Source organism: Foetidibacter luteolus (genome assembly GCF_009650435.1).
GTDB lineage: Bacteria > Bacteroidota > Bacteroidia > Chitinophagales > Chitinophagaceae > Foetidibacter > Foetidibacter luteolus.
The window spans coordinates 24,022-40,525 of the sequence record NZ_VVIP01000047.1 but is presented as its reverse complement, the minus strand read 5'-3'; the positions used below and the strand labels follow the sequence as shown (position 1 = coordinate 40,525).

12 protein-coding genes are annotated in these 16,504 nt (G+C 44.2%); 5 read left to right on the top strand and 7 right to left on the bottom strand.

Annotated elements, in window-relative coordinates:
* Window positions 1–121: 121 nt before the first annotated feature.
* The 5 genes from F0364_RS14675 to F0364_RS14655 form a co-directional block, all read right to left on the bottom strand.
* Window positions 122–1,396 carry a sugar isomerase gene (locus F0364_RS14675; protein WP_153798545.1) on the bottom strand — a complete coding sequence of 425 codons (1,275 nt, stop codon included), beginning with the start codon at window positions 1,394–1,396 and terminating at the stop codon, window positions 122–124.
* A 119-nt stretch (window positions 1,397–1,515) separates the two neighbouring features.
* Window positions 1,516–1,851 carry an L-rhamnose mutarotase gene (gene rhaM / locus F0364_RS14670; RefSeq protein ID WP_153798544.1) on the bottom strand — a complete coding sequence of 112 codons (336 nt, stop codon included), beginning with the start codon at window positions 1,849–1,851 and terminating at the stop codon, window positions 1,516–1,518.
* A gap of 296 nt (window positions 1,852–2,147) precedes the next feature.
* Window positions 2,148–4,307, bottom strand: a complete 2,160-nt coding sequence (locus F0364_RS14665; protein ID WP_153798543.1) for a bifunctional aldolase/short-chain dehydrogenase — start codon at window positions 4,305–4,307, stop codon at window positions 2,148–2,150.
* A gap of 392 nt (window positions 4,308–4,699) precedes the next feature.
* Window positions 4,700–5,791: an L-rhamnose/proton symporter RhaT gene (gene rhaT / locus F0364_RS14660; protein ID WP_153798542.1), complete on the bottom strand. Its 1,092-nt coding sequence runs from the start codon at window positions 5,789–5,791 to the stop codon at window positions 4,700–4,702.
* A gap of 89 nt (window positions 5,792–5,880) precedes the next feature.
* Complete coding sequence (locus F0364_RS14655) at window positions 5,881–9,237, bottom strand: glycosyl hydrolase (protein WP_153798541.1); 3,357 nt, start codon at window positions 9,235–9,237, stop codon at window positions 5,881–5,883.
* A gap of 520 nt (window positions 9,238–9,757) precedes the next feature.
* Between F0364_RS14655 and F0364_RS14650 the strand changes: the two genes are divergently transcribed.
* Window positions 9,758–10,789 carry a GntR family transcriptional regulator gene (locus tag F0364_RS14650; protein ID WP_153798540.1) on the top strand — a complete coding sequence of 344 codons (1,032 nt, stop codon included), beginning with the start codon at window positions 9,758–9,760 and terminating at the stop codon, window positions 10,787–10,789.
* Between the two features lie 411 nt (window positions 10,790–11,200).
* Here the strand turns inward: F0364_RS14650 and F0364_RS14645 are convergent, their stop codons facing one another.
* The gene (locus F0364_RS14645) at window positions 11,201–11,914 is read right to left on the bottom strand and encodes an ABC transporter ATP-binding protein (protein ID WP_153798539.1); all 714 of its coding nucleotides are present in this window, start codon (window positions 11,912–11,914) and stop codon (window positions 11,201–11,203) included.
* 28 nt (window positions 11,915–11,942) lie between these two features.
* Window positions 11,943–12,239, bottom strand: a complete 297-nt coding sequence (gene gatC, locus F0364_RS14640; RefSeq protein ID WP_153798538.1) for an Asp-tRNA(Asn)/Glu-tRNA(Gln) amidotransferase subunit GatC — start codon at window positions 12,237–12,239, stop codon at window positions 11,943–11,945.
* Between the two features lie 155 nt (window positions 12,240–12,394).
* Between gatC and F0364_RS14635 the strand changes: the two genes are divergently transcribed.
* The 4 genes from F0364_RS14635 to F0364_RS14620 all read left to right on the top strand — a co-directional run bounded on the left by F0364_RS14635 (window position 12,395) and on the right by F0364_RS14620 (window position 16,482).
* A complete protein-coding gene (locus tag F0364_RS14635) occupies window positions 12,395–13,768 on the top strand; it encodes a sigma-54-dependent transcriptional regulator (protein WP_153798537.1) in 1,374 nt (457 codons plus the stop codon).
* A gap of 399 nt (window positions 13,769–14,167) precedes the next feature.
* Entirely contained in the window at window positions 14,168–14,563 is a 396-nt protein-coding gene (locus tag F0364_RS14630; RefSeq protein WP_153798536.1) for an Hpt domain-containing protein, read from the top strand.
* A gap of 342 nt (window positions 14,564–14,905) precedes the next feature.
* A complete protein-coding gene (locus F0364_RS14625) occupies window positions 14,906–15,304 on the top strand; it encodes a response regulator (RefSeq protein ID WP_207632685.1) in 399 nt (132 codons plus the stop codon).
* Window positions 15,305–15,330: 26 nt separating this feature from the next.
* Window positions 15,331–16,482 (top strand): sugar transferase, encoded by a 1,152-nt coding sequence (locus tag F0364_RS14620; protein WP_235921116.1) that lies wholly within the window; start codon window positions 15,331–15,333, stop codon window positions 16,480–16,482.
* The last annotated feature ends 22 nt before the right edge of the window (window positions 16,483–16,504 follow it).

The following is a 16,504-nucleotide window of genomic DNA, read 5'->3' as shown; positions in this document are numbered from 1 at the left end:
CTATCTCACTTATTGACCTTATGACTCATCGACTTTATGACTTCTTGACTTTATGACTTCTTGACTTTATGACTTCTTGACTTTATGACCTACAGACTCATTGACTTTATGACTTTATCTTCTACAACCCCGTTGCCACTGTTTTACTGCCTCTCTGCTTTATTAAGTTCTCCCTCACTTTCTCATTGCGGTAAAAGCCAATAGGGTTCAACGACCCACCTGCACGCAGCCTCGCTTCCGCTACCAGTGCACGTACATCTGTACGAAAAGCCTGCTGCAATATTTCCTGTGCGGTAACCACATCATTCTTTAATTGTGCCTCAGTAAGTTTTTGCCTGTCCACCAGTAAAGCCTGCGCATAGGTTATAAGGATAGCTTCTACCGACTGCAGCAAATCTTCCAGCGGGTCTTTTATATTGTGAGAAGCATCAATCATCCAGCCCAAATCCGTGTTGTGGTTCATACCCCTTGCGTCCATGCCTTCCACCAGTTCATTGAAAATCAGGAATAGCTGGTATGGCTTTATGCTGCCCACTGTTAAATCATCGTCGCCGTATTTGCTGTCATTAAAATGAAAGCCCCCCAGTTTACCTTCCATCAGCAGCAAGGCAACTATTTGCTCAATGTTGGCATTGGGCAGGTGATGGCCCAGGTCAACCAGGGTGTAAGCCTTATCCCCCAGTTTGCTGGCGTACAGTAAGGATTGCCCCCAATCCCCCACCGTTGTTGAATAAAAATTAGGTTCGAAAGCTTTATACTCCACAAACATTTTCCAACTGTCCGGCAAGGCAGCATATACTTCCTGCAGGCTTTCGAGTGTATGCTGAAAAGCCTTTCTAAAATTCAACTGCCCCGGAAAACAACTGCCGTCACTCAGCCAAACCGTTAGCGATTCGGAGCCCAGCTCAACACCATATTTGATCACCTCAATGTTATGCTCAACAGCCTGCTTGCGCACAGCTTTGTCCACATGCTGCATAGAGCCGAACTTATAGCTCAGTTGCTGTCCGGGCTGGTCCTGGAAGGTATTGGAGTTCATCGCATCAAAACGCAGTCCGTTTTGAGCGGCCAGCGCTTTAATGTTGGCTGCGTTTTCGGGTATATCCCAGGGGATATGCAGAGAGATGGCGCCACTTGATTTATTAAGCGCATGCAGCAACCCTATATCTTCAATCTTCTCTTCCAGGCTACGGGGTTCGCCACCACCTGCAAAACGGGCAAAGCGTGTGCCGCCGGTACCCAGCGCCCAGCTTGGTATGGCCACCTGGAAATCTATAAGTTTCTGCAAAATGCCTTCCGGGTCCTTTATTTCCGCCGCGATGAATTCGAACCTGCGCCGGTGCTCTTTTTGCAGGGAGTGATTGTGCTCTTCCAGTTTATATTTTTCTATTTGCATAGCAAGACGATTTAGTTGCAGGTTACCGGTTGGATGAATTTTGAAAACCGCTTACCCTGAAGTGAAGCTCGGGAACCCCCGATGCTGCAGCTTCACCACTTATTATAACAAAGTTGCTGTTAATAAATCTTTGATGTTGCTTTTTTTAAATGAAACACTTTTGCAAGCGGAGTGCTCACTGGTGAATTATCTTCATTAGTTTCCATAATATCCTTCATATAAGCCCACCATCTTTTCATCACGTCATATTGCGGCAGTTCTTCCAGCGTGGCGGCATCACTTATTTTTAGCGTTGCAAACAGGATGCCCGTCTCTTCATCCAGGAAAATACTGTAATCACAAATACCGGCTTCGTACAGCAACTCCTTCAACTCCGGCCATATTTCATCGTGCCGCTTTTTATACTCCTCTTCAAAGCCTTTAAAGAGCTTCATTTTAAATGCGATCCTGGTCATGGCGAAAGTTATTAAATTACTAATTGCTGCAGGCTGCTGGTCAATGTCATTAAGTTATGCTGTCAGCCTGAGCCTGTCGAAGACGGATTGGTGAAAAATGACTTGTATAACCGATTTCGACAAGCTCAACCTGACATTCGTTTTCTTAACTTAATGACATTGGGCTGCTGGTTACTGGATGCTGGTTTGATGAGTGTTAAAGTGGCTGACTATTCAGTGCTTCATTTTCACATTTAATTATCCTCTTTAACATGCAACACCCACTCACCACTCACCACTTTACCACTCACCACTCACTATCTCACAAACCCCATCGCTACTCCCCCATCCACATTTAAAATGTTACCGGTTGATTTATTCATCAGCCCCCCGGCAAAAACGAAACAGGCATTAGCTATGTCGTCTGGCAAAATCACTTCATTCAGCAATGTACGTTTGGCGTAGTAAGCGGGCAGTTCATCCACTGTAACGCCATAAGCTTTTGCACGGCCTTCGGCCCAGCCGCCGGCCCAAATGTTGGAGTCAACTATTACCGCATCAGGGTTAACCGTGTTTACACGAATTTTATCCGGCCCCAACTCCGCAGCCAATAACCGGGTAATGTGGGCCTGTGCCGCTTTGGCAGAGCCGTAGCCAACATTATTAGGGCCGGCCACAATTGAATTTTTAGAAACAATATTGATAACATCGCCTCCAAAGCCCTGCCTGCGCATCACTTCCACCCCCGCTTTGGTTACAATAAACTGCCCTTTTACCAATATGTCGTACAATTTATCCCAGTCTTCAACAGTGTGTTCTGCAATCGGTTTTGAAATGCTGATGCCGGCATTGTTAATAACAATATCCACGCCGCCAAAGGCAAGTGCCGCCTGGGCGAAAGCCTTTTCAGTACTGCCTGCATCGGTTACGTTAAGCGCGGCGGCAGAAGCCGTATCTTTTCCAAATTGCTTTTGAAATTCTTCCAATGCGCCCTGCAGGCGTTCTTCGTTAATATCGTTGATAACCACACAAGCCCCTTCTTCCGCAAACTTTTTAGCAATGGCTTTTCCAATGCCGCCGGCGCTGCCGGTTATCAACGCTACCCTTCCGCTTAATGCTTTAGGCTTTGGCATGCGTTGCAGCTTGGCTTCTTCCAGCAGCCAGTACTCAATATTAAACGCTTCCTGCCGTGGCAGTGAGGTATATTCACTTACCGCTTCCGCACCTTTCATTACGTTAATAGCGTTGATATAAAATTCCGCTGCTACCCTGGCTGTTTGTTTGTCTTTTGCAAAAGTAAACATGCCTATACCCGGGTACAGTATCACTACAGGGTTAGGATCCCGCATGGCCGGGCTGTTAGGGTGTTTACAGGTATTGTAATACTCCGCATACATTTGCCGGTAGGCTTCAAATTGCGGGGTTAGTTTTTCTTTGAGGGCAGCAATGTTGGTTAACTCTTCCTCTTTTGCTAAATCAAGTACCAACGGGCTGATCTTGGTTCTGAGAAAATGATCCGGGCAGCTTGTACCAAGCGGGGCCAGCCTTTCCAAATCGTTGGAATTGATAAACTGTAATATCCTGTCATCATCTGTAAAATGACCAACCATGCCGCCCACGCCGGAAGCAGACCGTTTAGCGGCTTCAGATGAGCAGAAACCTCTTAGCACAGGGGCAAGGATGGCTGCCTTTGCCAGGCGCTCATCCCCGGGCAAAGACTCTATTTTTGCGCCCCCAAACACAGGCGCTTTTTTACCATAATTGTCCTCCAGGTACTGGGCGCAACGTTCTATTACCTCCAGCGTATTAAGATAGCTTTCGTAAGCGGTATCACCCCAGGTAAACAAACCGTGAGAGCCCAGCATGATACCACGTATACCAGGATTTTCATCAAGGCATTGCTTAAGCTTAAGGCCCAGGTCAAAGCCCGGCCGCTGCCACTCCACCCAGCCGATGGTGCCATTAAATAATTCCTGCGTTATTTTTTTTCCGTCTTTAGCCGCTGCGATAGCAATAGCCGCATCGGGGTGCAGGTGATCAATATGTTTAAAAGGCAGGAACCCATGCAACGGCGTATCAATGGATGGCGCCTTTGATGCCAGGTCGTAAATGCAATGATTAAACAGTTCTACCATTTCATCTTCATGCTCAATGCCACGGTACACATTGGTAAGGCTTCTCAACCGGTTCACGTACAGTGCAGCGAGGCCACTTCTTTTCATGCTGCCTAAGTCGCCGCCGCTGCCCTTTATCCACATCACTTCCACTTCGTTACCTGTAAGCGGGTCTTTGCTGGTAAGTTTGCAGGATGTATTGCCGCCGCCATAGTTGGTAAGCCGCAAATCTGCACCCAACAGGTTTGACCGGTAAACCAGTAATGCTACTTCATCCCCTTCCAACTCTGCGGCTTTGGCCTCATCCCACAAATAGCTTACATGTTTGTAATCCTTTCCTATTTCTGTATTCTCTTTTATCATGATTCAAATGATTTAAATGATTAACATGATTTGTTACTCACTGTATTTTTTATTCAACTCTTAATACCAGCTTTTTGCTTTCAAAAAACACCTTTACCATTTTGGCTAAAGCTCATCTGTTGAGCGGACTTCACTAACCCAAGGCTTAAGCCTTGGGTTACAAAACAGAGGAACCGGCTTTACAAATGCATGCCCCTGCCTTGTTACTGCAAATGACAGAGCCCAGAAGTTTGCGGCGCAGCCGCGAACATTGAACTTTGAACAAAGAAACCCGGAACAATTAAAGCCTGTTACACCTTGCCGCGTAAAGAACCAACAGTACAAGAGTGCGACGCAACGGAAGCCTGATAGTAGTCCATTCTGCCGGGCCCATAAATTCTCCTTCCTACCTGCTACTTCATGGAATTGCCCCACCCTACAATTAACACGGATAGTATGATGGTGATGATGCCAAGAACAACTGTGGCTAATGTTTTTTGTGTTACCCCTTTCCATTCTTTAAGTATCAGCCCCCACATATTTGCCACGAGTATAATAAAGGCCATGTGCAGTATCCACGAGCTGGGGCCATTGCCCAACCTGCTTTCGCCCATGCCGTAAAAAAAGAACTGCAAAAACCAGGTGGTGCCTGCCAGCGCCGCAAACAGGTAGTTACCCGCAAGTGGTGTTTTTTTGTTGGTATAATCTCCAAAAGTTTTGTTGCGTGCATTAAGTAACATGCACCAGATAAAGTTGGTGGTTAAACCACCCCAAAGCACCACTACATAAGTTACATTGTTTTGAAACAGAAATTCGCCCTGACCCGGGTGAGATGCCTTCCACAGTTCATTTGCCACATTAGCCATTGGCTTGCCTGCCTCTAACCCAAAATTGAAACAGGCGCTTAATATGCCGGACACGACAGAAACAAAAAGCCCAAGGCCAAACTTATATTCCGTTTTAGTTTGCATGCCATGCGTATCTGCAGCAGTTACATTGGCCAATTGTTTCTCTTTCATGGTTCCGGCCCTGCCACAAATAATGATGCCGGTAATACATACGGCCAGCCCGGCAATTACGGTTAAACCCCATTTTGTACCCACCAGCATACTAAAGGTATCCTTGCCTTCCTGGGGAAAAAAATCGTAATACACAGATGGTATCAGAGAACCAAACACCATGCACAGGCCAAGTATGATACTGCTGCCCAAAGACACACCCAGGTACCTTACCCCAAGGCCATAAGTTAACCCGCCAATACCCCACAACACTCCAAAAATATATGCCATGCCGATAACGCTGCCGCCTGCCTGTTGTATAATTTCCGCAAAACCCGGAACAGTTAACCATGCAGCCAGCGGCGGCACTATTAGCCAGGAAAATAACCCGCCCACAATCCAGTAACTCTCCCAGGCCCAACCCCTTACTTTTTTATATGGAATGTAAAAACTTCCCGAAGCAAAGCCACCGATAAAGTGATAGAGAACGCCAAGTATTACCTGCATCTGTAGTTGAGTTTTTCTATATGGCCAAGAACAAATTATATAAAAATAAAGCCGTGGGTTATAACAACTGTTCTGAACTGTTAGGTTTTTTACTTATTAGTTTTTGATTTTGCAACGATGCTTACAGGGCCCAGCAAACCGGAAGGCAGCAATGGAGAACCTACTTTATAAAAAGGCATGGTGGTATAGGTAATTTTACTGGTAACGCCAGGCTGCTGATCGCCAATTAAACGGTTTACCCAAAGATTGGTAACTCTTATTTCCAGCTTATTTTCCCCGGGTGCCAATACGCCTGATATATCAACTGCAAATGGCTGTTTCCAAACGGTGCCCAGTGGCTTACCATTTATACTTACCTCCGCAATATTTTTAACATTGCCCAGGTTTAACCACAACTGAGGCTTGTTGGCAAACCAGCCTTTATCAGCGGCTATTGTTTTTGTGTACGTGGCCGTACCTGAAAAATACCTGATACCGGCATCCTTGCTTTCTGTAAATGACATAAGAGTATCCAGTAAAACCTCCGCAGGGGCGCCACGGCCCTCCTGGAAATTGACCTTCCAACCACCATCAAGGGTGGTTAGGAGTTTTTCAGTGGGTGCTGCCAATGTAATAGCAGTTTTATCTGCCTTCTCACCAAATACAACAAACACCGCATCATTAGGGGTAAGCGGCAGGTTAACTTTGGTAACGCCATTAGCAATTTGATACGACAAAGCTTCGGTTTTACCTGTTTCGGGGTGCCATAACTCAGGTATTTTGCCGGTTACCCTAAAGCTTGCTTGGATATTTTCTGGTTGATCGCTACGGCTGTTTACCCAGTAAATGTCACGGTTGGGTAACCTGCGGTGCACAAACAGCAGTTTTGTATTTTGTTGCGGCTTGTTGTAACTAAAGTCAGCCGCAATACCCAAAGCTGGTAATACTTCGGCCAAAGCCTTACCGGTAATTACCCTGGTATTTGATGGGCCCCATATTTGGTTTACCAGCGTGGTAAACTCCTCATTGTTATCTAACAAGCCGGCAGGCGCTTCGGGCTTTACACCGCTGATAGTGGCGCCTCCTTTTACCAACGCATTTAGTTTGCGCAATACCGGCAGCGACATTTTTCGTGCATTGGTATCCAATACCAGCACACGGTAACTCATGCCGCCGGGCGTAACCAGGCTGCCATCTTTTACAGAAAGCAGGTTAATTAACGCATGTGTATTAATGAAATCGTAGTTATACCCTTCAGGTATATCCGGCATTTTTTTGCCAAACAAAGAAGTGATGTTATTGTCCTCTCCATAATAATACAGCACATCCGCCACAAATTTTCCCTGTTGCAAAAGGTAAGAGCTGCGGCTTAAATAATCATTCCATGCTTTTGCCTGGCCGGCCCAGGTTTCGTGCCTGGTGTACCACTGGCCAAAGGGCCCAAGGCCAAGGCCGGGAACCTTATCATCTGTTGGCTGGTGTACAGAACAATGAATAACAAACCTGTTTAAACCACAGGCCAGTTCAAGGTCTACAGTGGGTTTTAAATTTTCGGGGGTGTAAGACCATGCGCCGGAAGGTACGCCCAGTGCGGTAAGAGACTCCGCAGCCACGAGGTTTTGGCCGTAAATATGCGCTACGGAGGCTGATTCACGAATATCGGCAGTATGGTAGGTTTGGTCGTTTTGATTGATGAAAATATTGGGTGTCCACATGGCAGACATGGGTACGGCAGCCGTTCTTTTAACATCCATACCATCTGCAATGAGGGCACGGCCATTTTCGTGAGATTCTGTATAACGTTTCATGCCATACCCTTTCAATATGTCTGTTAGGGCATCGTAGTGGTATTCGGCAACCATTTCAGCCAGTGTTTTCCTGAAGTCGAACAGGAACTGTTCGCTGGCTTCGGCGCTTTTAATTACCAGGCCAGTTAAAGCAGGCATCCAGGGCAGGATGCTGTAGCCCCGGCGTTTCTGAAACTCCTGCGGCAGGTTCTTTGTCCAGTTTTGAGCGCCTGCTTCCCAACTATCGGTTATCATGTACTGCAAGCCCCCCTTGTTGCCCATCAGCCCGCCGGTTGCGTTTTTATACTGCTCCAGGTAATTGGTGAAATAATTTTTAACCGCCACAGGGTCAAGCTTATCTACTTCAGGGCCCGTTGCTTCAGGCGATGCGGGGTGGTTATCTATGCCCATTAAAGAATAACCGAAACGGTAGAGTTTCCATTCTCCTTCCGGTGCTGTCCAGTTGAGAGTACCATCAATGCCCAGTTTTCCGGTAAGATCAATAATATCGCCGGTAGCAACAACATCGTTTGTAGAAGCAGATGCCTTGGCATATAAATCCCCAACCGGGGCAAAGGCGGCTTTCTCTTCAAAGCGGTTAATTACATCCGCCGCATGTAAGCAGATTTCTGAAATTTCCGTACCGGGAGAAGGCTCCGGCTTTACATCCATGCCTACCATAGCGGCCAGGGCGTTAAATTTAGGCGGTGGATTCTTTACCGTTATGCGAAAGTATTTTGCCGTAGAGGCAGGTATGGCCATTGTTTGCTGCAAAATAGCACCTGGCGGTATATGAGAAATGAATCGGAAGCTAATGCCATCATCGCTTGCTTCCAGTGTACGGGCATCTGTCGGGGCCGCACCCTGGCCAAACATACCCGGGTTACCGCCACCCACCATGGTTATGGCTTTAATGGTTTGAGGCTGCGGAAAAGCAAACTGTATCCATGCATAGCCTTTTGCCGTATCAGCAGGCAGCAATATGGATGCAGCCAGGTTTCCATCCGATAACTGCTGTAAGGTAAAGTTGCCCCCGCTTGAGGTAACAATGGCTCCCATATTGTTGAGCGATTTATCCGCCGCGGACACTTTACAGGCAATTACAGCAATATCCGTATAAAAAACCGGCAGTCTTAACGCTTCTACCTGCTCGCCAAAACCGGGCTGCTTAGGTATATTTTGAAAAGGCCCGGTAACACCAGGTGGTTGTGGCAGTTTTATGCCAGAGGAGCCAGCTTTTACCCTTGTTTCAGTCCATACAATTTTTTTCATCCCGTCTTCCGGTTTTACCCATGGGCCGCCACTTTCACTCCAGCCGGGTGAGCCAGCAATAGCCATTTCAAGCTTAAGCGAATCTGCCAGCCTGGTGGTAAACAAAAAAGCGTCTTTCCACTCCGGTGTCATGTATGTCAGCCGCTTCTCAACTATTTGCGGTGTCATAAGGCTGGCATCAAAATTTTGAAACCCGCCTATGCCAGACCGGTGCATCCATTCAAGGTCTTTGCGTATGCCCTCTTTGGTAATGTTTCCATTCATCCAGTGCCACCATACCCTGGGTTTGGCAGCAGGCGGCGGCGCCATAAAATTCTGCGCAATACTGTCTTTTGAAACATCACCGGGCTGAGATAACACGACAATTTGCAACAAAGCTGCAGCAGAAAACAAGAGTAGTTTTTTCATTTATGACAAGTTTGATAATGATGTTTACAAGGCAATACGGTTTAAGCGCAGCCCTTTACAGGGCAGAGATATTTTTTAGGGACCAGCCGCGGTACATGTGGCATCGCCTGTTGTGTCACTCACTTGTACGTCCGGAATAAAAATCAGCACATTAATACCCGGCAAAACAATAATAGACTGAAAACACAAATGCTCGATTTTGATTAGAGTTGCAGAACTGTTTTAAGCAGAATTGTATTGCGGTAAGACTTTCGCCTGGAATGGAAAGCATTTTGCATGCGAATGTTTTACAGCAAGCAATGAAGGATTAACTGGCCTCATAATAAGCAATTTATAGTTACAAAACACTGTAACCGTTTAGCAATCTTTTTGTGATATTAAATACCGTATGCCGGCGCGGGTATAGCAATTTTTATAAGCAGTATAAAAATAAATCGTCTAATTTGCAGAGCTGTCACGAACTGTTATGATTGCACCCGGGCGGCGTACAGAAAATTAGATTCCCGTTTTAAAACCTGCCATGATTTCTGAGAATATTTATACCATCATCGAAATTGACGAGCATTCCATTACGCCAAAATACCTGCAGATTATTAATTCCATCATTAAAGGTATTGAAGATGGCAGGGTACATAAAGATTACTTCCTTCCGTCTATTAACGACCTTAGTTACGAACTGGAAATAAGCAGGGATACCGGGATAAGGGCCTACCGGGATTTGAAGAACATGGGCATTATTAATTCTGTGCCCGGCAAAGGATATTTTATAGCCAATACGGATATCAAAAAGAGGATTAAGGTGTTCCTGCTCTTTAATAAGCTGAGCGCCCATAAAAAAATTCTTTACGATGCATTCGCCGCCGCACTTGGAGAAAACGCGGCCATTGATTTTTATATCTACAACAATGATTTTTCATTGTTTAAAGAACTGCTTAACAACAAGCGGGATGACTATTCTTATTATGTTATCATCCCTCATTTTTCAGATGGCGGAGAAAACGCTTACGAAATCATCAATAACCTGCCCAAAGAAAAGCTGTTGCTGCTGGATAAACTATTGCCCGAAGTAAATGGCGAATACGCGGCCGTTTATGAAAATTTTGAGAAAGATATTTACGCCGCCCTGGAGCAGGCATTAGAGCCGCTGAAAAAATACCATACGCTTAAAATAATATTCCCGGAATATACTTACCACCCTAACGAGATAGTAAAAGGCTTTCAACGCTTTTGCAACCAGTACGCTTTTAACTGCGAAGTGCTTAACAGCATTGATACAAATGACATTAAAGAAGGTTGCGTTTTTATCAGCCTCATGGAAAATGACCTTGTTACACTTATTGAAACCATATTAAATACCTCCTTAACGGTTGGCAAAGAAGTTGGTGTGATATCCTACAACGAAACGCCCATCAAACGGATTATCCTAAACGGTATTACAACTATTTCAACAGACTTTCAGCTAATGGGTGAGCGTGCTGCCCAATTGATACTTGACAGGTCAACTGCGCATGTTGAAATACCTTTTTACTTAACGTTACGGGCATCTCTGTAATCTGAAAAGCATGGGAGATTACCAGACTGCTGCTATTTCACCTGAGATAGAAGCGGTTATATCAATACCTGCTGCTAACATTAAACAGTTACCGGTTACCAGTTGCTGGTTGCCAGTCTGTTGAAGTGGAAAAGACTTATAATTTGTTTGAATGATGAAGTGCAGAAGCTCATTAAACAGTTACCGGTTACCAGTTGCTGTTTGCCAGTCTGTTGAAGTGGAAAAGACTTGTAATTTGTTTGAATGATGAAGTGCAGAAGCTCATTAAACAGTTACCGGTTACCAGTTGCTGGTTAACGGTCTGTTGAAGTGGAAAAGACTTATAATTTGTTTGAATGATGAAGTGCAGAAGTTCTTCTTAACTGTCAACACAATGGATACTGTTTGATAAAGCCCGGAAGTTCCCGGTTATCAGGCTGGCTGTAAAACCTCTTTTAACGGCTTTGTATTATCGGTTTCAACCAGGCCGTCCCTTAACCTTATAACACGTTTGGCATAACCGGCAATATCTTCTTCATGCGTTACCAATACCACCGTATTGCCTGAAGCCTGTATGTGCCCGAATATTTCCATTACTTCCACAGAAGTTTTTGAATCAAGGTTGCCGGTTGGCTCATCCGCAAGAAGTATAGAGGGATTATTAACCAGCGCCCTGGCTATGGCTACACGTTGTATCTGGCCACCGCTTAACTCATTAGGTTTGTGATGGCTGCGGGTATCAAGCCCCACTTTGCGCAAAGCTTCCATGGCACGTTCCATACGCTCTTTCCTTGCAGTACCCGCATAAACAAGCGGCAAAGCCACATTTTCTGCAGCAGTAAGGCGTGGAAGCAGGTTAAACTGCTGAAAAACGAAGCCTATTTCCACATTACGTACATCGGCCAGTTCGTCATCGCTCATCTTACTCACATCTTTACCGTTAAGTATATAGGCGCCACCGGTAGGCGTATCCAGGCAGCCCAATATATTCATGAGTGTGCTTTTGCCGCTGCCACTGGGCCCCATCAGGGCCACATATTCATTTTTATAGATATCCAGTGTAATGCCTTTCAGCACTTCTACAGACTGGGAGCCCATGAAATATGTTTTCCTTATAGCTTCGAGATGAATGATGGATGATTGCATGTAGTACTTTTATTTAGACCAAAGCTGGCTATGCTTCTTTCTTAATTACTTTAGGAACTTTAAAAAAGCTGTCATCTTTTTCCGGGGCATTCAGCAAGGCTTCCTGTACAGTTACAGAACCTTCTTGTTTGTCTTCCCGCAGCACATTAATCTCCTTCCCCATGTGCAACAGCGGCGCCGCGCCGGCAGTATCCAGTTCTTTCAGTTTCTCCACAAAATCAATCATGCGCTCAAGATCTGTGTTCAGTTCTTTTTTTTCATCATCTGTAAAATGCAGCCTGGCCAGGTGCGCAAGATTGTCAATCATTTCGTCTGTTACCTTCATAATAACAAAAATAACCGTTCAGCTTAATACCGCCTTAAAATTTATAGAAGCGGCAAATAGAACGGCTAAACCGAGTTTTAAGCCGCTTTAAACCAGATTGTTAAAAACAATACCGATATTTACCGCTGCACACGCTGACCGAAATCATATATTTTATGAAACCAACCCCGATTGTAATACATGTTGTGGAGGATGATGCATTCTACGGGTCTCTTCTTGCACACCATTTATCCCTCAATCCTGATCACCTGGTAAAGAAATTCACCTCTGCCAAAACATTTCTCGCTGCCCTGCATGAGAAGCCCGATATTGTTACGTTGGACTATTCTTTGCCAGATGGCACTGGGGATTATCTTCTATCGCAGGTAAAAGAGTTAAGCCCGGAAAGTAAAGTGATTTTTATTTCTGGCCAGAACGATATAAAAATAGCCATAGACCTGCTGCGCCGCGGCGTTCACGATTACATAGTAAAAGACAACGACACCAAGGAACGACTGTGGATATCCATAGAACACCTGCGTGAAACCATTGAACTGAAGAAAGAACTTGATACCCTCAAAAAAGAAGTGGTTAAAAAGTATGACTTTCAAAAAGTTATTATTGGTAACAGCGAGCCCATCAGGCAAATGTTCCACTGGATTGACAAGGCATCCAAAACCAATATTACCGTATCCATAACGGGGGAAACAGGCACAGGTAAAGAACTGGTGGCAAAATCCATCCATTTTAACTCACAAAGAAAAAAGGAACAGTTTATAGCCGTAAACGTAGCGGCCATACCAAGAGACTTGCTGGAAAGCGAGTTATTCGGCCATGAAAAAGGCGCTTTTACCGGTGCTGCCGGCAGGCGCATAGGCAAGTTTGAAGAGGCCCATAAAGGCACATTATTTCTTGATGAGATTGGCGAGATGGATTTGAGCCTGCAGGCCAAACTGCTGCGGGTACTGCAGGAAAAAGAAATAACCAGGGTGGGCAGCAACCAGGTAGTGCCTATTGATGTACGGATTATTGTTGCCACTCACAAAAACCTGCTGCACGAAGTAAAGAATGGCAGGTTTAGGGAAGACCTTTATTACCGACTGCTGGGCCTGCCCATACAGGTGCCACCGCTGCGTGACAGGAACAACGATATAATACTTATTGCACGCTTTTTTATAGACCAGTTTTGTAGGGAAAACAGCCTGCCGGACAAGAACCTTTCCGTTGAGGCCAAAAAGAAGCTGATGCTCTATAATTTCCCCGGTAATATAAGGGAGCTGAAATCTGTAGTGGAACTGGCCTGCGTAATGTGCGATGAAATGGAAATACAACCTGAGCATATCAACATAATATCAGCCAGTTACAACGTAAACACCATGAACGGGGAGAATACCACTTTACGTGATTTTACCACTAAGCTGATACAGCACTACCTTGACCTTTACCAATACGATATTCTGAAGGTTGCGGAAAAACTGGACATTGGTAAATCTACCATTTACCGCATGATTAAAAACAATGAACTGGTAGTACAGAAAGTTGAAAATTAAGCTTCGCCAAACAGCTTTTTTTGGTGGCCGGCGGCAGCTTTTCATGATCCAGAAACTTCGGGATTGCGTCGCACTACTTTCATCGCCCGGTTTTTTATGGCGGCTGTAACAGCCGGCGAAAATTAAGGACATCAACCATAATAACTGCCGTATGCGGAGGATGCAAACAATTTTTCGTAATCTTTATGGTATTAACCTGGTTAAATGATAAGTCTGGTATAACCGGGGGAGGATGATTGGGCTGCTGAACAGCGAACAAGGCGTACAAGAGTGCGACGCAAGCAAAGCCTCATTAATAGCCTGTTGCCGGGCCCAAAATAAAAAAACAAAATTGCATTCTTTGTACCCTGATGATGTGTTGAACCCATTTAAGGTAAAAGCGTATATACTAAGTAACTCATGTTAACACCAAAAGATTACTACCAGGAAAAAAATGAACCCATTATGCAGGATGACGTATTGTTTAATCTTGACTACCTGCACGTTTTAACTGAGAATGATGAACGCTTTATAAAAGAGTTATTAGGAGTTTTTGTAACAACAGTTCCAAAAATGACCGAGGAAATGAACATAGCCTGCAACAGCAAAGACTGGGAGGAAGTGAAAGCAATAGCGCATAAGTTAAAACCAATCGCAGAAACTTTACGTATAGAAAGCATACTGGAAGATATTAAGTTTGTGGAAAACACCATTAAAGAAAAGGGTAACCTTAAAGAAATACCAAATCTTATCAGCAAGATTGATGGTGTTCTTAAACAGGTTACAGGCCAGTTGAAGGAGATAGTTCATATTTAATTATTGAATATCAATTGTTTTTCGGAATAAACACTTACTTTTACCTTATCAAACGCATTAAAAAAGAATTAATCCGACATAAATTTTAGTTTTTTTTTGCTGTTTTATATATCCATACTATATTAGCACAGAATTTCGTCCAAGACATCCAGAAACACCAAAATTAACTCCGTACTATCCTCCTTTGAAATTTCCGGTTTTTTTGTCTTAATATCCTCAAAAATAGTACAGCAGTAATTCTCTTCCACTTCCTGTGATTAATCGTTACTAAAAACGCTTGCACTATGTTTTAGGTAACCCTAGATTAATTCACAAAGCCACATGGCAAGAAATAATGAGAATATGAAAAAAATTTTGATTGTAGAAGATAACATTTCCATGCGCTACCTGCTGGAGAACATCCTTAAAAAATCTTACATTGTTCGCACTGCTGATGACGGACTGACTGCTATGATGTCCCTTTCACAAGGCTTCAGTCCTGACTTGATTTTGACTGATATTAATATGCCTTCAATTAATGGCTGGGAATTAATTGCCTACCTTAAGAAAAGCGCCTTGTACAAACATATACCCATAGTAGTATTGTCATCTGCTTTCCTGGAAGAAACAAAAGTTGAAGTTGAGACAGAGTACATATACGACTGCATAAAGAAACCATTTGAACCCATTGACCTGCTGCACAGGGTTTCAGGCGTACTGAAATCGTCTAAATATTTATCCGCAGTACCGGTTAACAACTAAAACACCCACCCTTAAAAAAAGGACCTATGATGTCTTTACTGAAAGATTTTCCATCACTGCCGGACAATCATCTGAAAAACAAGATGATTGTTGTTACGGAAATCAGCGCGGCTGATTCCGGAAAGCTGGTTTTACTATTTGGCGCTTTTGATAAAGAAGAGGCCAGGTTGTTGTTTACCAACGATTACCAGGTTTACCAGTTACCTTTTGCCAGTACAACAGTTACGCGGGAAGAAATACAGGCCTTACCCTTAAAAGAAGTAGGGCTGATACTTATTAAGCAAGATACCAAGGGCCTTTATTTAAAACAGTTAGCAGCTTTACGCAACCTGAAACTGCATGTTTCTATACCCATCATCCTGTACGTTAACAGCGATATAAAACAAAATGCCGACCAATTCAAAAAATTTAAGGTTGTAGACGATGTAATAACGTCTCTGGACGATTTTGCCGAGCTGGAATTTAAAGTAAAGTTTTTACAGCGGTATAAGCAGCTTGCCTCTACGAAAGTTACCATTCCTAAGCATGTGACGCAGGTTAGCAAAAAGACAAGCTATATTATACGCAGAAGTTTTGACATTGTTGTTTCGTCATTGCTGCTCCTTATTTTGTCCCCGGTATTGTTACTGATTGCCATCGCTGTAAAACTGGAATCGAAAGGCCCGATATTTTATATATCAAAAAGAGCTGGCAAACATTACAGGATCTTCAAGTTTTACAAGTTCAGGACGATGGTGGTGAACGCTGACAAGAAGCTAAAAGATCTTTCTCACCTAAACCAATACGGCAGCGGTACAGAAAACAGTAATGCGCCCAGTTTTTTAAAGATAAAAGACGATCCCCGTATAACACGTGTAGGATCTTTTCTGCGCAATACCAGCCTTGATGAGCTGCCACAATTGATTAATGTTTTATTGGGCCATATGTCGTTGGTTGGCAACCGCCCATTACCTTTGTATGAAGCCGCCACATTAACCAGTGACCATTGGGCTAACCGTTTTGATGCGCCTGCCGGCATGACAGGATTGTGGCAGATAATGAAACGCGGCGAATCAGACATGTCAACCGAAGAAAGAATTGAACTTGATATTACTTACGCCAAAAACAACTCCCTGATTTTTGATTTGTGGATTATGGTAAAGACGCCTTTTGCCATGATGCAGAAATCTGATGTTTAGCATATATGCCAGCCCAAGCTAA